Source organism: Actinomadura livida (assembly GCF_014648675.1).
Classification (GTDB): Bacteria; Actinomycetota; Actinomycetes; order Streptosporangiales; family Streptosporangiaceae; genus Spirillospora; species Spirillospora livida.
The window spans coordinates 558,393-579,464 of record NZ_BMRO01000004.1; the positions used below are offsets into that span (position 1 = coordinate 558,393).

Annotated in this window: 24 protein-coding genes and 2 riboswitches; of the genes, 14 read left to right on the forward strand and 10 right to left on the reverse strand. The window is 72.7% G+C overall.

Features of this window, described 5'->3' with window-relative positions:
- The first annotated feature begins 169 nt into the window (after positions 1 to 169).
- The 11 genes from IEZ03_RS12395 (at position 170) to IEZ03_RS12445 (ending at position 7,618) form a co-directional block, all read left to right on the forward strand.
- Positions 170 to 1,768, forward strand: a complete 1,599-nt coding sequence (locus IEZ03_RS12395; protein WP_229808238.1) for a sensor histidine kinase — start codon at positions 170 to 172, stop codon at positions 1,766 to 1,768.
- Positions 1,765 to 2,436: a response regulator gene (locus IEZ03_RS12400; RefSeq protein WP_184888092.1), complete on the forward strand. Its 672-nt coding sequence runs from the start codon at positions 1,765 to 1,767 to the stop codon at positions 2,434 to 2,436. Before IEZ03_RS12395 ends, IEZ03_RS12400 begins: the two co-directional genes overlap by 4 nt.
- 48 nt (positions 2,437 to 2,484) lie before the next feature.
- A complete protein-coding gene (locus tag IEZ03_RS12405; protein WP_132053120.1) occupies positions 2,485 to 2,685 on the forward strand; it encodes a hypothetical protein in 201 nt (66 codons plus the stop codon).
- Between the two features lie 89 nt (positions 2,686 to 2,774).
- Positions 2,775 to 3,254, forward strand: a complete 480-nt coding sequence (locus tag IEZ03_RS12410; protein WP_184888090.1) for an Asp23/Gls24 family envelope stress response protein — start codon at positions 2,775 to 2,777, stop codon at positions 3,252 to 3,254.
- A gap of 254 nt (positions 3,255 to 3,508) precedes the next feature.
- Positions 3,509 to 3,742: a hypothetical protein gene (locus IEZ03_RS12415; RefSeq protein ID WP_229808239.1), complete on the forward strand. Its 234-nt coding sequence runs from the start codon at positions 3,509 to 3,511 to the stop codon at positions 3,740 to 3,742.
- Between the two features lie 25 nt (positions 3,743 to 3,767).
- A complete protein-coding gene (locus IEZ03_RS12420; RefSeq protein WP_373293591.1) occupies positions 3,768 to 3,962 on the forward strand; it encodes a hypothetical protein in 195 nt (64 codons plus the stop codon).
- Positions 3,959 to 4,312, forward strand: a complete 354-nt coding sequence (locus IEZ03_RS12425) for an Asp23/Gls24 family envelope stress response protein (RefSeq protein WP_184888088.1) — start codon at positions 3,959 to 3,961, stop codon at positions 4,310 to 4,312. Before IEZ03_RS12420 ends, IEZ03_RS12425 begins: the two co-directional genes overlap by 4 nt.
- Complete coding sequence (locus IEZ03_RS12430) at positions 4,309 to 4,908, forward strand: DUF6286 domain-containing protein (protein ID WP_184888087.1); 600 nt, start codon at positions 4,309 to 4,311, stop codon at positions 4,906 to 4,908. Before IEZ03_RS12425 ends, IEZ03_RS12430 begins: the two co-directional genes overlap by 4 nt.
- Entirely contained in the window at positions 4,908 to 5,486 is a 579-nt protein-coding gene (locus tag IEZ03_RS12435; protein ID WP_184888084.1) for an alkaline shock response membrane anchor protein AmaP, read from the forward strand. The genes IEZ03_RS12430 and IEZ03_RS12435 overlap by 1 nt, the downstream gene beginning before the upstream one ends.
- Before the next feature lie 344 nt (positions 5,487 to 5,830).
- A complete protein-coding gene (locus IEZ03_RS12440) occupies positions 5,831 to 6,994 on the forward strand; it encodes a thiolase family protein (protein WP_184888082.1) in 1,164 nt (387 codons plus the stop codon).
- Positions 6,995 to 7,171: 177 nt separating this feature from the next.
- Positions 7,172 to 7,618 carry a winged helix-turn-helix transcriptional regulator gene (locus IEZ03_RS12445; protein WP_132053108.1) on the forward strand — a complete coding sequence of 149 codons (447 nt, stop codon included), beginning with the start codon at positions 7,172 to 7,174 and terminating at the stop codon, positions 7,616 to 7,618.
- A 9-nt stretch (positions 7,619 to 7,627) separates the two neighbouring features.
- Here IEZ03_RS12445 and IEZ03_RS12450 read toward each other — a convergent pair whose 3' ends face one another.
- The 4 genes from IEZ03_RS12450 to IEZ03_RS12465 form a co-directional block, all read right to left on the reverse strand.
- A complete protein-coding gene (locus IEZ03_RS12450) occupies positions 7,628 to 8,047 on the reverse strand; it encodes a LysE family translocator (protein ID WP_184888080.1) in 420 nt (139 codons plus the stop codon).
- A gap of 51 nt (positions 8,048 to 8,098) precedes the next feature.
- Positions 8,099 to 8,440 (reverse strand): VOC family protein, encoded by a 342-nt coding sequence (locus IEZ03_RS12455; RefSeq protein ID WP_184888078.1) that lies wholly within the window; start codon positions 8,438 to 8,440, stop codon positions 8,099 to 8,101.
- Between the two features lie 11 nt (positions 8,441 to 8,451).
- Positions 8,452 to 9,675: a Cmx/CmrA family chloramphenicol efflux MFS transporter gene (locus IEZ03_RS12460; protein ID WP_184888076.1), complete on the reverse strand. Its 1,224-nt coding sequence runs from the start codon at positions 9,673 to 9,675 to the stop codon at positions 8,452 to 8,454.
- A gap of 298 nt (positions 9,676 to 9,973) precedes the next feature.
- Complete coding sequence (locus tag IEZ03_RS12465) at positions 9,974 to 10,543, reverse strand: TetR/AcrR family transcriptional regulator (RefSeq protein WP_184888074.1); 570 nt, start codon at positions 10,541 to 10,543, stop codon at positions 9,974 to 9,976.
- A 91-nt stretch (positions 10,544 to 10,634) separates the two neighbouring features.
- On the opposite strand from IEZ03_RS12465, the gene IEZ03_RS12470 reads away from it, so the two are divergent.
- Entirely contained in the window at positions 10,635 to 11,096 is a 462-nt protein-coding gene (locus IEZ03_RS12470; RefSeq protein WP_184888072.1) for a nuclear transport factor 2 family protein, read from the forward strand.
- Positions 11,097 to 11,111: 15 nt separating this feature from the next.
- On the opposite strand, the gene IEZ03_RS12475 is transcribed toward IEZ03_RS12470, so the two are convergent.
- Genes IEZ03_RS12475 through gcvT form a run of 4 tightly spaced genes read right to left on the reverse strand, consistent with a single transcriptional unit; the run spans position 11,112 to position 15,340 of the window.
- Positions 11,112 to 12,485 carry an L-serine ammonia-lyase gene (locus IEZ03_RS12475; protein WP_184888070.1) on the reverse strand — a complete coding sequence of 458 codons (1,374 nt, stop codon included), beginning with the start codon at positions 12,483 to 12,485 and terminating at the stop codon, positions 11,112 to 11,114.
- Positions 12,486 to 12,540: 55 nt separating this feature from the next.
- On the reverse strand, positions 12,541 to 13,797 hold the full coding sequence (glyA, locus tag IEZ03_RS12480; protein WP_373293592.1) for a serine hydroxymethyltransferase: 1,257 nt from the start codon (positions 13,795 to 13,797) through the stop codon (positions 12,541 to 12,543).
- Between the two features lie 2 nt (positions 13,798 to 13,799).
- Positions 13,800 to 14,189, reverse strand: a complete 390-nt coding sequence (gene gcvH / locus IEZ03_RS12485; RefSeq protein WP_132049371.1) for a glycine cleavage system protein GcvH — start codon at positions 14,187 to 14,189, stop codon at positions 13,800 to 13,802.
- 56 nt (positions 14,190 to 14,245) lie between these two features.
- Positions 14,246 to 15,340, reverse strand: coding sequence for a glycine cleavage system aminomethyltransferase GcvT (gene gcvT / locus IEZ03_RS12490; RefSeq protein ID WP_184888068.1), 1,095 nt, complete (start codon positions 15,338 to 15,340; stop codon positions 14,246 to 14,248).
- A gap of 73 nt (positions 15,341 to 15,413) precedes the next feature.
- Positions 15,414 to 15,501: riboswitch (glycine riboswitch) on the reverse strand.
- A 4-nt stretch (positions 15,502 to 15,505) separates the two neighbouring features.
- Positions 15,506 to 15,602: riboswitch (glycine riboswitch) on the reverse strand.
- 219 nt (positions 15,603 to 15,821) lie between these two features.
- Here gcvT and IEZ03_RS12495 point away from each other — a divergent pair.
- Positions 15,822 to 17,120: a M50 family metallopeptidase gene (locus tag IEZ03_RS12495; protein ID WP_184888067.1), complete on the forward strand. Its 1,299-nt coding sequence runs from the start codon at positions 15,822 to 15,824 to the stop codon at positions 17,118 to 17,120.
- On the opposite strand, the gene cds1 is transcribed toward IEZ03_RS12495, so the two are convergent.
- Positions 17,110 to 18,207 carry an L-cysteine desulfhydrase Cds1 gene (gene cds1 / locus IEZ03_RS12500; protein ID WP_184888064.1) on the reverse strand — a complete coding sequence of 366 codons (1,098 nt, stop codon included), beginning with the start codon at positions 18,205 to 18,207 and terminating at the stop codon, positions 17,110 to 17,112. The two genes, IEZ03_RS12495 and cds1, sit on opposite strands and share 11 nt — an antisense overlap.
- A gap of 89 nt (positions 18,208 to 18,296) precedes the next feature.
- Here cds1 and IEZ03_RS12505 point away from each other — a divergent pair, with 89 nt between their 5' ends.
- Positions 18,297 to 19,364 carry a hypothetical protein gene (locus IEZ03_RS12505; RefSeq protein WP_229808240.1) on the forward strand — a complete coding sequence of 356 codons (1,068 nt, stop codon included), beginning with the start codon at positions 18,297 to 18,299 and terminating at the stop codon, positions 19,362 to 19,364.
- 30 nt (positions 19,365 to 19,394) lie between these two features.
- Here IEZ03_RS12505 and IEZ03_RS12510 read toward each other — a convergent pair whose 3' ends face one another.
- Positions 19,395 to 20,939 carry an ATP-dependent DNA ligase gene (locus IEZ03_RS12510; RefSeq protein WP_184888062.1) on the reverse strand — a complete coding sequence of 515 codons (1,545 nt, stop codon included), beginning with the start codon at positions 20,937 to 20,939 and terminating at the stop codon, positions 19,395 to 19,397.
- Positions 20,940 to 21,072 lie beyond the last annotated feature (133 nt).

Consider the following 21,072-nt stretch of genomic DNA (forward strand, 5'->3'; position numbering starts at 1 on the left):
GCGGGCACATGCACACGGTGGGCGCCTGCGTGGGGGGAGGGGCCGCGCAGGTCGAACCATCGATCGGCGAGGGGCTCGTTACCGTACTCGGGAGTTTGCGCGTTCCGGAGTCGGTGGTCACCCTTGTGTACATTTCGTTCACGGTGAGGCCGAGACGAAAGGTGCGCGTGTGCGGCGTCCCGAATGGACGATTCCCGGCCGCTGGAGTGTGGCGCGGCAGCTCCTGGTGCTGCAGGCGGCGATCGTCGGGCTGCTGGTGGCGGCGGGCGCGGGCATCGCCTACCTGGACGCCGGGCGGTCCGCCGACGACGCGGCGGCGCAGACGGTGACGGCGCTCGCGAAGAGCATCGCCGACGCCGACAACGTCCGCGTCGCGGTCACGACCCCCGATCCCAGCCGGCTGCTGCAGCCGTACGCCGAACGCGTCCGCCACGACACCGGCGTCGACTTCGTCACGATCATGAGCCCGGCCGGGATCCGCTACACCCACCCGAACCCGTCCCGGATCGGCGGGGCGTTCGTCGGCAACACCGGGCCGGCCCTCGCGGGGCTGACGTTCACCGAGACCTACACGGGGACGCTCGGCCCGTCCGTCCGCACCGTCGCCCCGGTCTACGACGACGGGCGCATCGTGGCGCTCGTCGCGGTCGGCATCACGATCCGCGTCATCACCGCCGAGCTGCGGCAGCGGCTGATCTCCCTGGCCGTCGTCGCCGCCGCGGTGCTGGCCGTCGGCGTGGGCGGCAGCTACCTGGTCGCCGCCCGGCTGCGCCGGCAGACCCGCGGCGTCGCGCCCGGCGAGCTGCGCGAGATGTTCGAGTACTACGAGGCGATCCTGCACACCGTCCGGGAGGGCCTGCTGCTCCTCGACCGCTCGGGACGCGTCGTGCTGTGCAACGACGCCGCCCGCGACCTCCTCGACCTGCATCCGGACCCGCGGGGGCGGCACGTCACGGACCTCGGGCTGTCGGACGAGCTGGCCGCCACCTGCGCCTCGGTCGAGCCGCGGTCGGACGAGGTCCACGTCGCCGACACCCGCGTGCTGGTCGTGAACACCAAGCCCGTCCGGTCGCGGGACACGGCGATGGGCAACGTCGTCACGCTCCGCGACCACACCGAGCTGCAGGTGCTGACCGGCGAGCTGGACACCGTGCGCGGGTTCGCCGAGTCGCTGCGCTCGCAGGCCCACGAGGCGGCGAACCGGCTGCACACCGTGGTGTCGCTGGTGGAGCTGGGCCGTCCCGACCAGGCCGTCGAGTTCGCCACCGCCGAGCTGCGGACCGCCCAGCGGCTCACCGACCGGGTCGTCGGGTCGGTGTCCGAACCGGTGCTGGCCGCCCTGCTGCTCGGCAAGTCCGCGGAGGCGGGGGAGCGCGGCGTCGAGCTCGCCGTCACCGAGGACACCGTCATGGAGGGCGTGGCCGAGCCCCGCGACCTCGTCACGATCCTCGGCAACCTCATCGACAACGCGGTGGACGCCGCGCTCGCCGGCGCGGACGTCCGGCCGCCGCGCGTGGTCGTCAGCGCGCGGCAGGAGGACGGCGCGCTCGTCCTGGAGGTGGCCGACAGCGGGCCGGGCGTGGACCCGGACGCGGTGCCCGAGATGTTCCGGCGCGGCTGGACGACCAAGACGTCCGGCGGGCCCGTCGGGCACGGCATCGGCCTCGCGCTCGTCGGGCAGGCCGTCCGCCGCCACGGCGGCGACGTCCGGGTGAGCCACGACGAGGGCGCCGTGTTCACCGTCCGGCTGCCGCTGGAAGCGCCATGATCAAGGTGCTCGTGGTCGAGGACGACCCCGTCGCCGCCGAGGCGCACCGCTCCTACGTCGAGCGCGTCGCCGGTTTCACCGTCGCGGAAGTCGTCCACTCCGGGGCGGAGGCGCTGCGGTTCTGCGAGCGCTCCGCCGTGGACGTCGTCCTGCTCGACTTCTACCTCCCCGACACGCACGGCCTCACGGTCTGCCGTGCGCTCCGCGCCGCGGGCAGCGAGGTGGACGTCATCGCCGTCACCTCCGCCCGGGACCTGGCCGTGATCCGGTCGGCGGTGTCGGTCGGCGTCGTCCAGTACCTGCTCAAGCCGTTCACGTTCCCGTCCCTGCGCGACAAGCTCGAACGGTACGCGCGGTTCCGGGAGCAGGCGGTCGGCGCCGGGGAGGTCAGCGGCCAGGCCGACGTGGACGGGATGCTCGCCACCCTCCGCACCCCCGGCCACCGCACGCTGCCCAAGGGCATGAGCGACGAGACGCTCCAGGCCGTCACCGAGGTGCTGGCCGGCGCCGCCGACGGGCTGTCCGCCGCCGCGGCCGCCGACCTCACCGGCGTCTCCCGCGTCACCGCGCGCCGCTACCTCGAATACCTCGCGGAGAACGGCCTCGCGCACCGCCGCCCGCACTACGGTCAGGTCGGGCGCCCGGAAGTGCGCTTCTACCCCGGGTAGACGGGGTACTCATGTGACGAGTGTGATCGACATCGGGGGAGTGTTGTCGTGAACGACAAGCAAGGCAAGGACAGGGCGGCCGGGAGCACCGGGCGGGAGGGCGGTTCGGGCGGCGGTACGGGCAAGCGTCCGAAGAAGCCCGGTGACGCGGCCCGCAAGATGCGCGCGATGTTCCAGGGGACGAGGCCGGCCGGGGAGGCCCGGCCCGCGCCCCGCGGCGGCGGCACCCGCTCCGCACCCGCCGAGTAAACCGGGGTTGACCTGCTCTTTCTCCAAAGTAGCGGTTCGTTGACCATGCGGCGAGCATGAATCGGACATCAGCGACTTTGGGGGACGGTATGAGTCAGGATGACACTCGGGCCGCCGGTCAGGGCTCCACCCGGACGATGCGCAAGCGGGGCCCTGACGGCGGTTCGAGCGAACTCGTCACAGAAGACGGCACCACCAGGATCGCCGACACCGTCGTCGCCAAGATCGCGACGATGGCGGCGCGGCAGGTCGGCGGCGTGTACGCGATGGGCAGCGGGATGTCGCGGACGCTCGGCTCGGTCCGGGAACGCGTGCCCGGGGTGACGGCCGACGACACCCAGGGCGTGGACGTCCAGGTCGGCGAGCGCCAGGCCGCCGTGGACATCGACCTCGTCGTGGAGTACGGGCTCTCGATCCCGGACCTCGCGGGCGCGGTGCGCGCGAACGTCGTCAACGAGGTCGAGCACATGTGCGGCCTGGAGGTCGTCGAGGTGAACATCACCGTGGACGACGTCCACCTGGACGGCGACGAATCGGACGAGCGGTCCGAGGGGCCCCGAGTTCGATGATCGCCTGGACGAACGAGGCGGGATCCTCCGTGCGCCCTGGTCCGGCGAACCGGCGCCCACCCCGCCCAGGCCCGGACGAGCCCGCCTCGCGACGCCCGAGCGCGGCGGGAACTCCCGCTGCCCAGGCCGCCGAGCCGCGACATCAGCGACCCCCCGCCGTCCCGCCACGGTCCGGTGAGGGGCCGGCCGGAGCGGCGGGGGCGGTCGTCGAGCTGGCGTCGCGGATCGGTGCGGCGGCGACGGGGTGTCCGGACGTGCTGGGGCTGACCTCCGGGCCGCGCGGCTGGATCGCGACCTACCGTCCGGGGCCGCCGCTCGCGGGGGTGGCGGTGCGTCCGGGTGAGATCGAGGTCGGGGTCGTCGTCCGGTACGGGCGGCCTTGCGCGGAGATCGCCGACGACGTCCGGCGGCTGGTGCGCCCGCTCGCCGGTGGGCGGCGGGTGACCGTCCTGATCGGGGACATCGCCGATGAGCGGCCGGTGCCATGAGGGGACGGCTGAAGGGGGATTCGTCATGGACATGAGACTGCTGTGGCCCTTGGTCGGGATGGCCTTCGGGGTGGCGCTGGGCTTCGCCGGCGCGTTCGGCGGGTTCGGGCCGTTTTTCATCGTCCTGTTCCTCGGCGCGCTCGGTTTCCTGGTCGGACGCGCCATCGAGGGCGACCTCGACCTCGGGCGGCTGCTCGGCACCGGCCGGCGGTCGCGATGAACGGCGGGGAGCGGGGCACCACGACGATCCGCGAACGGGCCGTGGCGCGCATCGTCGCGCAGGCCGCGGCGGAGGTCGACGAGTCCGGAGGGCTCGGCCGGGCGGTCCTCGGCGTGCCGTTGCCCGGGCGCCGCCCCGCCCGCACCGAGGTCCGGGTGGCCGGGGACGTCGTCACCGCCAGGGTGGCGATGTCGGTGACCTACCCGATGCCGGTGCGCGATGTGGCGCGGCGGGTGCGCGAGAGCGTGCGCGGCAGGGTGGCGGAGCTGACCGGTTACACCGTCCGGCAGGTGGACATCGACGTCTCCGAGCTGGGCCGTCCGGGCGCCGGCGAAAGGACCGTGCGGTGACCGCGCAGGCCGGTCTCCGGCCCGCCGTGGAGCGGGAGGAGACGAAGGCGTCCCGCAAGGCGGACCGCGCGGCGAAGCACGCGTTCCACTCGCGCAGGGTGTGGCCCGCGATGGTCGCCGCACTGCTGCTGACGGCGGCGGGCGTGCTCACCGCCATCGAGGTCGTCTCGGCGCTGCTCGACCGTCCGGCGGGAATCTTTCCCTACGGATGGGTGAAGGACGCGGCGTGGGAGGACTGGTACGCCCTCGCGATCTTCGGTGCGCTGGCGATCCTCGGCCTGTGCTTCCTGCTGGCGGCCCTGCTGCCGGGCAGGTCCCGGATGGTCCCGCTGCACGGCGGGGACCCGGGCCTGGTGATGGGGGTGAGCAGGCGCGGGCTCAGACGCGCCGTCGCCGCGGCGGCCGAGGGGGCGCCGGGTGTGTCGGGTGTGGCGCGGGTCCGGCTGGGGCGCCGCCGGGTGAAGGTCGTGGCCAGGACGCCCGTCCACGAGCCCGCGGGGCTGGACGAGGGCGTCGCCGACGCGGTGCGCGCCCCCCTGGAGCGGCTTGAGCCACTGCCCGACCGGTCCGTGCGGGTCTGGATGCGGGGGGCGTGATGGACCGCCGTCCCGCGCACCTCAACCGCACCGGGCTGGCGCTGACCGGCGCCGTCCTCACGGTCGTTGGGGGCGCGAGTCTCGCGCGGGGCCTCGGCGCCTTCGGGGACGGACGGGCCTCCGCGCCGGTCCTCACCGCCGGGGCGCGGCGCTTCGCCGAGGACAACGCCTGGTTCTGGCCTGCCGTCGCCGCCGCGGCGGTCCTCCTGGCGCTCCTCGGGCTCGCCTGGCTGCTCGCTCAGGGACGTACCGGCAGGCTGCGGGGCCTCGAACTGGAGCCGGACACCGGGGCGGGCGGGACGCGGTTGTCGGCCAAGGCCGTCTCCGGCGCGCTCGAAACCGAGATCGGCGAGTATCCGGGGGTCCAGAAGGTGCGGGCCCGGCTGATCGGCTCGTCCAGCCGGCCCGAACTGCGGCTGGACATCGCGTACGGGCGGCAGGCGGACCCCGCCGAACTGCGCCGGCGCGTCCAGGAGGAGGCCGTGCCGCGGCTGCGTGCCGCCGTCGAACGGGACTCGGTGCCCACCGTGGTGCGCTTGCGCCTCGTGTCGGGAGAGCGAACTCCGACCGTCATCTGATACTTGACGACACTTTGATCCTATTTGGGGGCATTTCGCGGCCCATGGAACTAAGGTCCGAAGGGAACGTGACGTCGAAGGCATGAAGGAGGCGCGCTTGTCCGACCTCGCATTGTCGGGCGGCTCCACCGCGGGGCCCTTCGGCGTATGGAGGAAAGAGACGGACCACAGTATGGGCCCCTCCCGCTGAGCGGTCCGACGGCCCGGGAGCCACGGCGGTATACGCCGGGCTCCCGGGTTTTCTCTTGTTGTGAGGCAGGCCACGCGCGCAGTGGGTTGTGTTTTCCAACTTACTGATCGGATACTCCGAGAGTGAGTTGGAAAACACAACGGAGGTGGGAGTCATGCGCGACGCGGTGATCGTGGAGGCCGTGCGCACCCCGGTGGGCAAGGGCAAGCCGAACGGGTCGCTGCACGACGACCACCCGGCAGACCTGCTGGCCCGGACGCTGCGCACGCTCGTCGAACGCGCGGGCATCGACCCGGCCCAGGTGGACGACGTCGTCGGCGGCGTCGTCACCCAGGTCGGCGACCAGGCGCTCAACATCACCCGCACCGCCGTCCTCGCCGCGGGGTTCCCGGAGAGCGTCCCCGCCATGACCGTCGACCGGCAGTGCGGCTCGTCGCAGCAGGCCCTGCACATCGCGGCGCAGGGCGTGCAGAGCGGCGCGTACGACATCGCGATCGCGTGCGGCGTCGAGTCGATGTCCCGCGTGCCGATGGGGTCGAGCGTGCCGCCCGGCACGAACCCGTTCGGGACGATGCTCGGCGAGCGGTACCCGGACGGCCTCGTCGGCCAGGGCATCAGCGCCGAGCTGATCGCCGCCCGCTGGGACCTGCCCCGCGAGGAGCTCGACGCCTTCGCCTACGAGTCGCACCGCCGCGCCGCCGAGGCGTGGAAGAACGGCGAGTTCGACCGCGAGGTCGCCTGGGCGGGCCAGTGGGACGAGACCGTCCGTCCCGGGACGTCCCCGGAGATCCTCGCCGGGCTCGCACCGGCCTACTACGACGAGCGCATGGCCGAGCGGTTCCCCGAGATCGCCTGGAAGATCACCGCGGGCAACGCGTCCCCGATCAACGACGGCGCCGCCGCCGTGCTCGTCATGGGCGCCGACGTCGCCGAGCGGCTCGGCCTGCGCCCCCGCGCCCGCTTCCACGCGTTCGCCGTGACCGGCGACGACCCGCTGCTGATGCTCACCGCGATCATCCCGGCGACCGAGAAGGTCCTGGACCGGGCCGGCCTGTCCCTCGGTGACATCGACCTGTTCGAGGTGAATGAGGCGTTCGCCCCGGTCGTGCTGGCCTGGCAGCGCGAGACCGGCGCCGACCCCGCCCGGGTCAACGTCCGCGGCGGCGCGATCGCGATCGGCCACCCGCTCGGCGCCAGCGGCACCCGCATCATGACGACGCTCCTGCACGCCCTCGAAGACCGCGGCGGCCGCTACGGCCTCCAGACGATGTGCGAGGCCGGCGGGCTGGCCAACGCGACCGTCATCGAGCGGCTCTGACGGATGGGCCGGACGGGCACGGCGGCCGGTGCGGCGTCCGCGGACGCCCACCGGCCCGCGCCGGACCGCGGCGCAACACCCGCGGAGCCGGGCGGGACACCGCCGCCCGGCCGGTCACGACCGGTGAAGGCCGCCGGCCCGGCCGAACAGCCGGAGCGGCGCATTAGGCTGCGTCGTATGCCGAAGGACGCCCAGCCACGTGAGTGCTCGGTCGCCGACACGCTGGAGCTGGTCGGCGAGCGCTGGAGCCTGCTCGTGATCCGCGAGCTCGTCTACGGGGTGCGGCGCTTCGACGGGATCGCCCGGAACACGGGGGCGTCCCGCGACATCCTCACGTCCCGGCTCCGCAAGCTGGAGGCGAACGGCATCATCCGCCGCGAGCGCTACAGCGACCGGCCGGCCCGCTACGAGTACCACCTGACCCCCGCGGGCGTGGAGCTCTGCGACGTCCTGCTCGTGCTGATGAAGTGGGGCGACCGCCACCTGAACGCGGACGACCCGCCCGTCCGCTGGCAGCACTCCTGCGGCAACCCGGTCAGCCCCATGGTGATCTGCCGCCACTGCGGCAACGAGGCCCGCCACGGCGCCCACTCGCCCACCGGACGCGGTGTGCTGACGTCCTGATCCGGCCGGTCAGCGTTCGGCGGCGAGGCGGACGCCGAGCCCGACCATCTTCGGGTTCAGCAGGTTGGTCAGCATCCCGTTGAGGTACGCGCGCCGCCCGGAGACCCCTCTGGCCGCCGACGCGCCGTCCAGCCCCTCCCTGCGGTGCCGGATGGCCTGGACGCCCAGGTAGACGAGAAACGCCGCACCGGCGACCCGCACCACCGTGAACGCGGTCGGCGCCGCCGCGAACAGCGCGGCCAGCCCCACCGCCGCGACGGCCACGTGGATGGCCTCGCTCGTCGCGACCCCGGCCGTCGCGAGCAGCCCGGCACGCGCGCCGCCCCGCATCCCGCAACCGAGGACGAACAGCATGTCGGGCCCCGGAATCACCATGGCCACGATCGAGGTCAGCAGGAACAGGGTGAGCAGATCCGCATCAACCGGCACCTATTGATCATGGCACGGAATCCCGGCTCCGCCCCGGGGATTTTCCGGTGCTCAGCCCGGTCCGCCGCCAAGGCTGACCTCGTTCCCGTCGGGGTCGCGGTAGATCACCTTGGCCACGTCGTTCTCGTACGTCTCGCGGTCCGCGGGTTCGATCCCGCGTGCGGTGATCGCGCCGACCCGGTCGTCGAGGTCGTCGACGTAGGAGAACACGAGGGCGTGCCCGGCCCGGTCAGGGTCTTGGACGATGTAGACGTACCGGTGCTCGGCCACCTCCCACACGGCCTCGATGTCGTTCGGCAGGAACGACGGCTCCCTGCCGAAGAACCGCTCGTACCACGGCAGTGCCGCCTTGTAGTCGGTGACGGGAATGCCGGCGAAGAGGTCCAGCGCCATGTTCTCTCCCTCTACGTGGAGCCTGAGTGCTGCCGGTACCGACTACGGCGGCGGAGGAAAGTCATCGCCGTGCCTCGCTCGCGGGCCGCGATCACGTGGCGGAAGGGGAGCGCGAGGAGCAGGGCGACGGCGACGAGGAGCCCGCTCGTCCAGAGGGGCCCGAGCTCACCGGCCCCGGTGCCGAGGGTGGCCGCGGCGACGAGGGGTCCGGCGGCGGCGCCGGTGTTGAGCGCCGCGATCGAGTAGGAGCCGGCCATGGTGGGGGCTCCCGCCGCCTCGTAGAGGACGCGCGTGATCAGCGTGCCGCCCAGCGCGAACGACAGAGTGCCCTGGACGAACACGAGGACGAGCAGCGCGACCGGCTCGCCGGCGAGCAGCGCCATGGCCGGCCAGCCCGCGAGCAGCAGCGGTCCGCCGGCCGCGAGGACCAGGCCGGGACGGCGGTCGGACAGCCGTCCCGCGATGGTCACCCCGGCGAAGGAGCCGGCGCCGAACAGCACCAGGGCGACGGAGATCCACCACTCGTCCAGCCCGCCGGCGCCGGTCACGACCGGGGCGAGGAAGGTGAAGCTCGCGAAGGTCGCCGCGTTGACCAGCGCGCCGAGCAGCATGACGAGCAGCAGCCGCGGCCTCGCCAGCAGCGCGAGTTCCGCCCGCAGCGGCGAAGCGGCGGCGGTGCCCGGCTCCGCGCGGCGGCCCGGAACCCCTGTCAGGATGCCGACGGCCGCGGGCAGGCAGAGCGCGGCGACGGCCCAGAACGCGGCCCGCCACCCGAGCAGCGCGCCGAGCACCGATCCGCAGGGGACCCCGGCGATCGTCGCGACCGTCGTGCCCGACAGCAGCACGGCGAGCGCGCGTCCCTTCCGGCCGGGCGGGACGAGCGCGGCGGCCGTCGTCAGCGCCACGGCGAGGAACCCCGCGTTCGCGAGCGCCGCGAGGACGCGGGTCGTGAGCAGGACCGGGAGGCTCGTGGTGAGGGCTCCCACGGCGTGGGCCGCCGCGAACAGCAGCAGGAAGCCGAGCAGGCTCGCCCGTCCCGGCCGGTTGCGGGCGAGCGCCGCCATGAGCGGGGCGCCGGCGGCCATCCCGATCGCGAAGGCCGAGGTGAGGGCGCCCGCCGCCCCGACCGTGACGCCGAGGTCCGCGGCGATGTCCGGGAGGAGCCCGGCGAGCATGAACTCCGAGGTGCCCATGGCGAAGACCGCCAGGGCGAGCAGGTACAGCGAGAGAGGCATCGAGTCGATCCCGAGGTGAGGAGGAGCACGAGAGGAGACGTCTCGTCACCGCGGTCAGCGCCCGATGGGCGCACCGGTCCGGCCGCGGGCGCGGCGGGACGGGAAGCTCAGTGGTTCAGGGAGCTGACGGCGTGACCGAAAGCCCCCACCTTGGACGCCTCGGGGCTCGACATGCCGAGCACGCTACCCGCCCACCCCCCACCGAAGCACCCCGATTACCGCCCCCGGGATTCGTTGACTTGCGGCGTGTTGTTGTTATCCGGCCCGCCATAACAACGACACGCCGCAAGTCAACGGGTCAGGAGGTCGTGTCCAGGAGGGCGCGGGCGCCGGTTCGGGCCGTGGCGGCGGCCGTGGGGTCGCCGTGGATGCCGGCCACCAGGATGGCTCCCTCCGCTAGCAGGTGGATCGGCTCGGCGGCGGGCGGGGCGACGGCGGTGACCAGCTCGACGACCTGGTCGTGGAACGCCCGTTTGTGCGCCCGCACCGCCGCGGCGATGGCCGGGGACGACGGGCCCAGCTCGCCGTGGACGTTCGCCCACGCGCAGCCGCGGAAGCCGGGCTCCGCGAACCACTCGCCGAGCCAGTCGAACATCGCGAGCACGCGTTCCCGGGCGTCCGGCACCTTCGCCACGTGGGCCGCCAGGCTCTCCCGCCAGCGCCGGTCGCGGCGCTCCAGCATCGCGACGACTAGGGATTCCTTCGTCGGGAAGAGGCGGTAGATGCGCTTCAGAGGGAGCCCTGAGACGGTCCGCAGCTCGTCCATCCCGACCGCTTGCACGCCTCGCGAGTAGAAGAGGTGCTCGGCGACGTCCAGCAGCGCCCCGCGGTCCTGGTCCTGCTGCTCCTGCGTGATCGCGGCCGGCATCACAGCGCTCCTGCCTTGACGTCGAGAACGAGCGTTCCCTAGGTTAGCGGTAGTTATCGAGAACGTACGTTCTCCACCTGAGGAGGCCATCATGTCCGAAGCCCGCCCGCCCTTCCCGCCCTTTTCCCTGGAGACCGCCCAGCAGAAGGTGCAGGCGGCCGAGGACGCCTGGAACACCCGCGACCCGCAGCGGGTGGCGCTCGCCTACACGCCCGACTCCGCCTGGCGGAACCGGGACCTGTTCATCACCGGGCGGGAGGAGATCATCGACTTCCTGACGCGGAAGTGGGAGCGCGAGCTCGACTACGCCCTGCGCAAGAGCCTGTGGGGGTTCCGGGAGAACCGGATCGCCGTCCGGTTCCAGTACGAGTGGCACGACGACGGCGGGCAGTGGTGGCGCAGCTACGGCAACGAGCTGTGGGAGTTCGACGAGCGCGGCCTGATGCGGCGCCGCGAGGCGAGCATCAACGACGTGGCGATCGGCGAGGCCGACCGGCGCATCCACGGCCCGCGCCCCGAGGACGAGCACGGGATCGACATCCCGCTCCAATAACCGGCGGGCGCTCGGTCAGCACTCGATGACGTTGACGGCCAGGCCGCCCCGGCTCGTCTCCTTGTACTTGTCGAGCATGTCCCGGCCGGTGTCGCGCATGGTCTTGATGGCCTTGTCGAGGGAGACGAAGTGGCGGCCGTCTCCGCGCAGCGAGATGCGGGCCGCGCTGATCGCCTTGATGGCGCCGACGGCGTTGCGCTCGATGCAGGGGACCTGGACGAGGCCGCCGACCGGGTCGCAGGTGAGGCCGAGGTTGTGCTCGATGCCGATCTCGGCGGCGTTCTCGACCTGCTCCGGGGTGCCGCCCAGGACCTCGGTGAGGCCGGCGGCGGCCATGGAGCAGGCGGAGCCCACCTCGCCCTGGCAGCCGACCTCCGCGCCGGAGATCGAGGCGTTCTGCTTGAACAGCACGCCGATCGCGCCCGCGGTCAGCAGGAAGCGGACGACGCCGTCGTCGTCGCAGCCGGGCACGAAGCGGTCGTAGTAGTGCAGGACGGCCGGGATGATGCCCGCGGCGCCGTTGGTCGGGGCGGTGACGATACGGCCGCCCGCGGCGTTCTCCTCGTTGACGGCCAGGGCGAAGAGGGTGACCCAGTCCATCGCGTGGAGCGGGTCGGTGGCGTTCTCGGTGGAGAGCTGGCGGTGCAGCTGCGGTGCGCGGCGGCGCACCTTCAGGCCGCCGGGGAGGAGGCCCTCGCGGGCGCAGCCGCGGGTGACGCACGCCTTCATGACGTCCCAGAGGCCGAGGAGGGCTTCGCGGATCTCCCGTGGCGTGCGGCCGAACGCCTCCTCGTTCTCCATCATGAGCGCCGAGACGGACAGGCCCGTCTCCCGGCAGCGTTCGAGAAGCCCGGTGCCCGTGTCGAAGGGGTGCGGCAGGACGGTGTCGTCGGACTTGATGCGGTCGGCGCCCGTGGCGGTCTCGTCCACGACGAAGCCGCCGCCGACCGAGTAGTACACCCGCGCGCGGAGTTCGTCCCCGGCGGCGTCCAGCGCGGTGAAGCGCATGCCGTTGGGGTGGCCGGGGAGCGACTCCTTGCGCTCGAAGACCAGGTGCTCGCCGACCGCGAAGGGGATCTCGTGGTCGTCGAGCAGGCGCAGGGCGCCGCTCTCGCGGATCTTGCCGAGGCGGTCGTCCACCTGGTCCACGTCGACCAGTTCGGGCCGGTCGCCCTCGAGCCCGAGGATGACGGCCTTGTCGCTGCCGTGGCCCTTCCCGGTGAGGCCGAGGGAGCCGTAGAGGGTGACCCGCACGGACGCGGTGCCCGCCAGCAGCCCGTCCCGCCGCAGGCCCTCGGCGAAGCGGTGCGCGGCGGCCATCGGACCGCCGGTGTGGGAGGAGGACGGGCCGATCCCGATCTTGAAGAGGTCGAAAACGCTGATGGCCATTGCTACTCCCTTGTAGCGGCGCGCCCCCTTCCGGCGGGAAGGGGGCGCGATGACGTCACAGGTCCGGGTACAGCGGATGCCTGTCGGCCAGCGCCCGCACGCGCGCCGCCAGGGCGTCGCGGTCGAAGGACGGCTGGAGCGCCAGCGCGATGACGTCGGCGACCTCGGCGAAGTCGTCGGCGGTGAACCCGCGGGTGGCGAGGGCCGGCGTGCCGATCCGCAGGCCGGAGGTGACCATCGGCGGACGCGGGTCGTTCGGCACGGCGTTGCGGTTGACGGTGATGCCGATGTCGTGGAGGCGGTCCTCCGCGTCGCGGCCGGTGAGGTCGGAGTCCACGAGGTCGACCAGGACGAGGTGGACGTCCGTCCCGCCGGTCAGGACCTTCACCCCCGCCTTGGCCGAGTCGTCGGCGAGGAGCCGGTCGGCGAGGATCTTCGCGCCCTCGATGGTGAGCGCCTGGCGGGCGCGGAACTCGTCCGACGCGGCGATCTTGAGGGCGACGGCCTTGGCGGCGATCACGTGCTCCAGCGGGCCGCCCTGCATCCCGGGGAACACCGCCGAGTTGATCTTCTTGCCGTACTGCTCGCGGGCGAGGATGAGCCCGCCGCGCGGGCCGCCGAGCGTCTTGTGCGTGGTCGTCGTGACGATGTCGGCGTACGGGACGGGCGACGGGTGCAGGCCCGCGGCGACCAGCCCGGCGAAGTGCGCCATGTCGACCATGAGCACCGCCCCGGCCGCGTCGGCGATCTCCCGGAACGCGGGGAAGTCGAGCTGCCGCGGGTACGCCGACCAGCCCGCCACGATCATCTTGGGCCGGTGCTCGGCGGCGAGCGACGCGACCTCGTCCATGTCGACCAGGCCGTCCTCCGCGCGGACGTGGTACGGGACCACGTTCAGCGTCTTGCCGGAGTAGTTCAGCCGCATCCCGTGCGTGAGGTGCCCGCCGTGCGCGAGGTCGAGGCCGAGGATCGTGTCGCCGTGCTGGAGCAGCGCGAAGTAGACGGCCGTGTTGGCCTGCGCGCCGCTGTGCGGCTGGACGTTCGCGTGCTCGGCGCCGAACAGCGACTTCGCGCGGTCGATGGCGAGCTGCTCGGTGACGTCGACGTGCTCGCAGCCGCCGTAGTAGCGCCGCCCCGGATAGCCCTCGGCGTACTTGTTGGTGAGGACCGAGCCCTGCGCCTCCAGCACCGAGACCGGGGCGAAGTTCTCCGAGGCGATCATCTCCAGGGTGGACTGCTGCCGGCGGAGCTCGGCGGCGACGGCCGCGGCGACCTCCGGGTCGGCCGTGGCGAGCGAGTCGTGCAGGGTCACGTTCAGCCTTCCTCGATCAGCTTGTCGTAGGCGGCGGAGTCGAGCAGGTCGCCGGGCTCCTCGGAGATCCGGACCTTGAAGATCCAGCCCTCGCCGTACGGGTCGTCGTTGATGACCTTGGGCTCGTCCACCACCGACGTGTTGATCGCGGTGATCTCGCCGCTGACCGGGGAGTAGATGTCGCTGACCGACTTGGTCGACTCGATCTCGCCGCAGGGCTCGCCCGCCTCGACGGAGTCGCCCTCGGACGGCTGCAGCTCGAGGTACACGATCTCGCCGAGCGCGTCGGCGGCGTGCGCGGTGATGCCGATGGTGACGATGCCGTCCTCGCCGCCGAGGCCGGACACCCACTCGTGCTCTTCGCTGTAGCGGAGCTGCTCGGGAACGCTCACGATCACATCTCTCCTGTCATTGTGGGGGGTGACCCCCACACCCCCGGACCAACCTTTTAGGAACGCTTGTAGAACGGCAGATCAACCACGTCGACCGGCTCGTGCCGCCCGCGGACGTCCACGGCCAGGCCCGCCTCCTCGACGCCGCTGTCGAGGTACGCCATGGCGATCGGCTTGCCCAGTGTGGGCGACGGAGCCCCGCTCGTCACGACACCGCACGGCGAGCCGCCGGACGTGATGACCTGGTACCCCTTTCGCGGCGCGCGACGCCCGCGGGCGACGAGTCCGACGAGCCTACGGCCCTGCGGCGTCTGGGCCTGCGCCACCAGCGCGGACTTCCCGACGAAGTCGCCCGGCTTGTCCAGTTTCACGATCCGGCCGAGGCCCGCCTCGAACGGCGTGATCTCCGCGGACAGCTCGTTGCCGTACAGCGGCATGCCCGCTTCGAGGCGCAGCGTGTCGCGCGCCGACAGCCCGGCGGGGACGACGCCGTCCGCCCCGGCGAGCGCCTTCCACAGCGCGACGGCGTCGGACGCGTCCACGAACACCTCGAAGCCGTCCTCGCCGGTGTACCCGGTGCGGGCGAGGAGCGCGTCGACGCCCGCGACGCGCCCGGCGAGGATCGCGTAGTACTTGAGGTCGGCCAGCGGCGCGTCGGTGAACTCCGCGAGGATCTCCTCCGAGCGCGGCCCCTGCAGGGCGACCAGCGCGTACGACGCGGTGCGGTCCTCGACGGCCGCCTCGAAGCCCGCGGCCCGCTCGGCCAGCGCGTCCCGGACGACGCCGGTGTTGGCGGCGTTCGCGACGACCATCCAGGTGGCGTCGGCGAGCCGGTAGACGATCACGTCGTCCAGTACGCCGCCGTCCTGCGCGCAGAGCATCGTGTAGCGGGCCTTGCCGACCGGCATCGACGCGAGGTTGCCGACCAGCGCGAAGTCGAGCGCGGCGCCCGCCCCCGGCCCGGAGACGAAGATCTCTCCCATGTGGGACAGGTCGAACAGCCCGGCGCCGGTGCGGACGGCCTGGTGCTCGGCGGTCTCGCTCGCGTAGCGCAGCGGCATCAGATAGCCGGCGAAGTCGACGAGGTTCGCCCCCAGTTCCTGGTGGACGTCGTGCAGCGGCGTCTTCTTGGCGGTCGGATCGGCGGGCATGGGTTCGGCTCCTTCGTCACGGGCGCGCAGGGACCATCGTCCCATCCGCGCACCGGTCGTCTCGGTGCCTCCCCCTCTGTCATCGGCGCCTGAGAGCTTCACCCGCCGCCGGGGCGGGCTTTCACCTTCGGCGGGGGACCGGGGTCCCCGCTTTCCAGAGGTCGCCTGGTCCGTGCGGTCCGTGGGCCTGAGAGTTTCCGGGGAGGGGTTTGCTCCTTCGGCGCCCCCCGCCGGCTGCGGGGGCCTCTCCCGCACGGGATCATCGGCGGTAAAGGTGATTATTGCATTTCCCACCCGCCGCAAACCCGCCGCCGCCACCGCCTGGGATCCACACGATGCTGCCGCCGCGGACAGCCCGCCCGCACCCCGCCGCAGGCGGTCACGCGATGGTTAAACCGCAGCAACGCCGGTGCCGTACTCTTGGTGAGTTGCTGGATCCACCCCCCGGTGAGCGGGGTGCACGACCGGAGGGGCGAGACGCATGGCCTACCTGGTTGGGGCGTTGATTCTCTTCTTCGGCCTCCTGGTGTCCATCGCGCTGCACGAACTGGGGCACTTCTCGTTCGCCAAGCTGTTCAAGGTGCGGACCACCCAGTTCATGGTCGGGTTCGGTCCGACGATGTGGTCGTGGCGCCGCGGGGAGACCGAGTACGGGATCAAGTGGATCCCGCTCGGCGGCTACATCCGGATGATCGGGATGCTGCCGCCGCGCAAGGGCGACGCCCCCGGCCAGATCCGGCAGGTCAGCACCGGGCCGTTCCAGGGCCTGATCGAGTCGGCGCGCGGTGCGGCGCTGGAGGAGGTCCGGCCGGGCGACGAGAACCGCGTCTTCTACGCCAAGAAGTGGTGGCAGAAGCTGCTGATCATGTTCGGCGGGCCCGCGATGAACCTGCTCCTCGCGGTGGTGTTCTTCGCGATCCTGCTCATGGGCATCGGCACGAACCAGCCGCAGCCGGTGATCCGCGAGGTCGCCGAGTGCATGGTCCCGGCGAGCCAGTCGGAGGTCAGCGAGTGCCCCGCGAACGCGGCGCCGACCCCGGCGATGCAGGTGGGGCTGCAGCCCGGCGACCGGATCACGGCCTTCAACGGGAAGCCGATCGACGACTACCGGGAGCTGCAGGAGGAGATCCGCGACGCGGGCGGCAGCACGGTGCCGATGACCGTCGAGCGCGACGGGCGGGACGTCGGGCTGAACGTCCCGATCGCCCGCAACCAGATGTACCACCTGGAGGACCCGGACAAGATCGTCGAGGTCGGCTTCCTCGGCATCACGCCGACCAGCGCGGTCGAGCGGCAGGGGCCGGGCGCGGTGGCGAGCACGATGGGCGACCTGACCGTCCGGACCGCGGGCGCGCTGGTGCGGATGCCGGAGAAGATGGTCGGCATCTGGCACGCGGCGTTCGGCGGCGAGGAACGCGACCCGAACGGCCCGATCGGCGTCGTCGGCGTCAGCCGGATCGGCGGGGACGTGGCCGCCTCCGAGATCCTCGACGGGTCCGAGAAGATCTCCTACTTCGTGATGCTGCTCGGGTCGCTGAACCTCGCGGTCGGCCTGTTCAACCTCGTCCCGCTGCTGCCGCTGGACGGCGGGCACATCGCCGGCGCCCTGCTGGAGGCGATCAAGAAGGGCTTCGCGAAGATCTTCCGGAGGCCCGACCCCGGCTATGTGGACGTCGCGAAGGCGCTGCCGGTCACATACGTGATGGCGGTCGTCCTGATCGTCATGGGCGGGCTGCTCATCTACGCCGACCTGGTCAATCCCGTCCGCTTCACGGGATAGCGGCCAGTTCCCCGGTCTTCAGGAACCCGTCGAGCGCGGCGAGGTAGGGCTCTATGTCCAGGCCCTGCGCGGCCAGCCACGCGTCCGAGCCGTAGGTGCCGGTGTAGCGTTCGGCGCCGTCGCAGATCAGCGTGACGACGCTGCCGCGCTCCCCGCGCGCCCGCATCTCCGCGATCAGCTCGGCCGCGCCCCACATGTTGGTGCCGGTCGAGCCGCCGACGGCCCGGCCGCTGACCGCGCTCGTCCAGCGCATCGCCGCGATGGACGCCGCGTCCGGCACCCGGATCATCCGGTCGATGACCGCCGCCACGAAGGACGGCTCGACGCGGGGGCGGCCGATGCCCTCGATCCGCGAGCCCGCCGCGGTCCGCTCCGGGTCGCCGTCGGCGTACGACCCGTAGAACGCCGACCCGTCCGGGTCGACGACCGCGAGCCGCGTCTGGAACCGCCGGTACCGCGCGTACCGGCCGATCGTCGCGGACGTCCCGCCGGTGCCCGCGCCCACCACCACCCAGGACGGCTCGGGGAACCGCTCCAGCCGCAGCTGCTCGAAGATCGACTCGGCGATGTTGTTGTTGCCGCGCCAGTCGGTGGCGCGCTCGGCGTAGGTGAACTGGTCCATGAAGTGGCCGCCGCACTCGGCCGCGAGCCGCCGCGACTCGTCGTAGATCGAGGAGGGGTCGTCCACCAGATGGCACCGGCCGCCGTGGAACTCGATGAGCTGGATCTTCTCCGGGCTGGTCGACGCCGGCATCACCGCGATGAACGGCAGCCCGAGGAGCCGCGCGAAGTACGCCTCCGACACCGCCGTCGACCCGCTGGACGCCTCGATGATCGTCGTGTCCGCGCGGATCCAGCCGTTCGCCAGCCCGTAGAGGAACAGGGAGCGTGCGAGCCGGTGTTTGAGGGAACCGGTGGGGTGGACGGATTCGTCCTTCAGGTACAGGTCGATGCCCCACTCCGGCGGCAGCGGGAACACGTGCAGGTGCGTGTCGGCGCTGCGGTTGGCGTCGGCGTCGACCAGCCGGACGGCCTCGGCGACCCAGGCCCGGTATCCGGGGTCGCAGCGGTCCACGGTGCGGCTCACGGCGGCTTTCTCCTCGGATCGTCGCTGATCGGCCGCGTCCCACGATATCCGTGCATGTCGCAGGGCATGATGGAGCGTGCGGGGGGCACATGATCGAGATGTTCGGTGAGCGGATCGTGGAGGCCGGGCGGCTGCCGCTGTTCGGCTTCTTCGCCGCGTTCATCATCACGTTCGTGGTGACGCGGGTGAACGTACGGCTGATCCGCTCGAACGTGCGGTGGTTCCAGAACGTGACCGCCGGGGACGTGCACATCCACCACGTCGTGTTCGGCGTCGTGCTGATGCTGGTCGGCGGGGTGGGGAGCGTCGCGATCCCGGACGCGCACGTCTGGCTCGACCTGGCGGCCGCCGTCGTGTTCGGCGTGGGGTCAGCCCTCGTGCTGGACGAGTTCGCGCTGATCCTGCACCTCAGCGACGTCTACTGGACGGAGAAGGGCCGCGCGTCCGTCGACGCCGTCTTCGTCGCCATCGCCGTGACGGGCCTGCTGCTCCTCGGCATCCACCCGTTCGGCTACGAGAACCTCTGGTTCGACTCCGGTTCCGGCTCCGGGTCCATGTCCCCGCTCTACGCCGCGTTCCTGTTCGGCAACCTCGTCCTCGCGGTGATCACGCTGCTGAAGGGCAAGATCTGGACCGGGCTCATCGGGCTGTTCCTGCCCGCGCTGCTGATCGTCGGCGCGATCCGGGTGGCGCGGCCCGCCTCGCCCTGGTCGCGCTGGCGCTACGACGCGGACTCGCGTCGCTACCAGCGGGCCGTCCGGCGGGAGAAGAAGGTCCGCCGGCCGCTCATCCGGGGCAAGATCTGGGTGCAGGAGTTCATCGCGGGACGGCACGACCTCATCCCGCCCGAGCTGATGCAGCGCCGCGCCGAGGCCGCCGAGCGGGCGCGCCGCCGCCGGGTCGCCCGCGCCCGCCGCAAGGCCGCCGCCCGCGCCGCTCGCGCCGCCCGCAAGGTGACCCCCGGAATCCCGCGCGCACCGGGAGGCGAGGGCCGGTCGGAGGTCCGCCCCCGCCACGGCTCCCTCGTCCGCGCCCGCAACCGGGGGACCGTGTCCCGCATGAGGACCCGCGCGCAATCGCGCCGCCGCCCCCGCCACACCGAGCAGGAGGAGGACCCGCCGCCCAGCGAACGCCCCAGGGCGGGGACGTCCGGGTGAGTGCTGGGCGCAGGGGTGTGCGGAGTCCGGCTAGTCCATGATCGGGGCGACGGCGCGGACGGTGTCGATCGTGTCGGCTTCCGCGGCGGACTTGTCTTCGCGGTAGCGGAGGACGCGGGCGAAGCGGAGGGCGATGCCGCCGGGGTAGCGGGGGCTGTGCTGGACGCCGTCGAACGCGATCTCGACGACCAGCTCGGGCCGGACGTGGACGGTCCAGCCGTCCTCCCGCACGGCCAGCTCGCGGAACTTCTTCGTCTGCCACGCGAGCAGTTCGTCGGTGAGGCCCTTGAACGTCTTGCCGAGCATGACGAAACCGCCGGTCTCGGGGTCGCGGGCGCCGAGATGGAGGTTGGACAGCAGGCCCTGCCGACGGCCGTGCCCCCATTCGACCGCGAGGACGACGAGGTCGAGGGTGTGCCGGGGCTTCACCTTGATCCACCCGGCGCCGCGCCGCCCCGCCGTGTAGGGGGTGTCGATCGACTTGATCACGACGCCCTCGTGGCCGTGCGCGACGGCCTCGTCGAACGCCTCCTTGGCCCGCCCGGGGTCGGCGGTGACGACCCCGGGCATCCGCAGCTCCGCGGGCACGGCCCGGACGAGCGCCGCGCCGCGCTCCGCGCCAGGGGCGTCGAGCAGGTCGGCGCCGCCCGCCGGGCCTCCCTCGTCCAGGTACAGGACGTCGAACAGGAACAGCGACAGCGGGACCGGCTCGGTGTCCTTGGCGGTGCGCGTGGCGGTGCGGGCGGCGGTGACCTGGAACGGGTGGGGGCGCCCGTCGGGGCGCAGCGCGATCAGCTCGCCGTCGAACACGGCCGCGCGGACCGGCAGCTCCCGCACGGCCGCCACGACCTCGGGCAGCCGGGAGGTGATCTCGTCCAGCGTGCGGGTGAACACCCGGACCTCGCCGTCCGAGACGTGGATCTGCGCGCGGACGCCGTCGAGCTTCCATTCGACGGACGCCTCCGCGCCGAGCTTGGCGAACGCCTCCTCGACGGACGGGGCGGACGCCGCGAGCATCGGCTTGACCGGCCGCCCGACCTCCAGCGTGAACGCGCGCAGCCCGGCCGTGCCGTCGGCGAGCGCGGCCGTGGCGACCGGCCCGAGCGCGCCGCGCAGCATGAACGCCCGCCGCACCTCGGCGGCCGGGACCCCGGCCGCCGCCGCGATCGCCTCGGCCATCACCCCGTCGAGCGCGCCCTGCCGCAGCTCGCCCGCCAGCAGCCGGACGAGGAAGTCCTGCTCGGCGCGGGTGGCGCGGCCGAACAGCGCGGCGACCAGCTCGCGGCGCCGCGCGACCGAGCCCGGCCCGGAGACCGCGCCGATCCCGGTGAACGCCGCGTCAACCTCCGGGACGGTCAGCGACGGTTCGGCGGCCGGGGGCGGGAGGTCGCGCAGCGCGGCGTACCCGACGCCGATCTGGCGTTGCGGCAGCTCACCGGACAGGTAGGCGACCACGGTGGCCGCCTCGCCGGGTTCGGCCGTGCGCAGGCACTCGGCGAGCGCGGATACCTTGGCCTTGCGGCCCGAGGTGCCCGCGACGGCCTGCGACGTCCGCGTGATGTCGGCTAGCAGCACCTCTCCATTGTGACCACGAGGTCTGACAATCCATACCGTCCGGGGGCCTGGTCAGGAGCGAGGCGCCTGACTAGGTTGACTTGAGGCGGGCCCAGTCACCGAGACGGGGGAGTGAGGAGCGGGGAGTGGGGCT

Coding starts and splice junctions, on each gene's coding strand:
- IEZ03_RS12400 (WP_184888092.1), top strand. CDS start 1,765: ATGATCAAGGTGCTCGTGGTCGAGGACGACCCCGTCGCCGCCGAGGCG.
- IEZ03_RS12410 (WP_184888090.1), top strand. CDS start 2,775: ATGAGTCAGGATGACACTCGGGCCGCCGGTCAGGGCTCCACCCGGACG.
- IEZ03_RS12420 (WP_373293591.1), top strand. CDS start 3,768: ATGGACATGAGACTGCTGTGGCCCTTGGTCGGGATGGCCTTCGGGGTG.
- IEZ03_RS12425 (WP_184888088.1), top strand. CDS start 3,959: ATGAACGGCGGGGAGCGGGGCACCACGACGATCCGCGAACGGGCCGTG.
- IEZ03_RS12435 (WP_184888084.1), top strand. CDS start 4,908: ATGGACCGCCGTCCCGCGCACCTCAACCGCACCGGGCTGGCGCTGACC.
- IEZ03_RS12440 (WP_184888082.1), top strand. CDS start 5,831: ATGCGCGACGCGGTGATCGTGGAGGCCGTGCGCACCCCGGTGGGCAAG.
- IEZ03_RS12445 (WP_132053108.1), top strand. CDS start 7,172: ATGCCGAAGGACGCCCAGCCACGTGAGTGCTCGGTCGCCGACACGCTG.
- IEZ03_RS12455 (WP_184888078.1), bottom strand. CDS start 8,440: ATGGCGCTGGACCTCTTCGCCGGCATTCCCGTCACCGACTACAAGGCG.
- IEZ03_RS12460 (WP_184888076.1), bottom strand. CDS start 9,675: ATGCCTCTCTCGCTGTACCTGCTCGCCCTGGCGGTCTTCGCCATGGGC.
- IEZ03_RS12465 (WP_184888074.1), bottom strand. CDS start 10,543: ATGCCGGCCGCGATCACGCAGGAGCAGCAGGACCAGGACCGCGGGGCG.
- IEZ03_RS12470 (WP_184888072.1), top strand. CDS start 10,635: ATGTCCGAAGCCCGCCCGCCCTTCCCGCCCTTTTCCCTGGAGACCGCC.
- IEZ03_RS12475 (WP_184888070.1), bottom strand. CDS start 12,485: ATGGCCATCAGCGTTTTCGACCTCTTCAAGATCGGGATCGGCCCGTCC.
- gcvT (WP_184888068.1), bottom strand. CDS start 15,340: ATGCCCGCCGATCCGACCGCCAAGAAGACGCCGCTGCACGACGTCCAC.
- IEZ03_RS12495 (WP_184888067.1), top strand. CDS start 15,822: ATGGCCTACCTGGTTGGGGCGTTGATTCTCTTCTTCGGCCTCCTGGTG.
- IEZ03_RS12505 (WP_229808240.1), top strand. CDS start 18,297: ATGATCGAGATGTTCGGTGAGCGGATCGTGGAGGCCGGGCGGCTGCCG.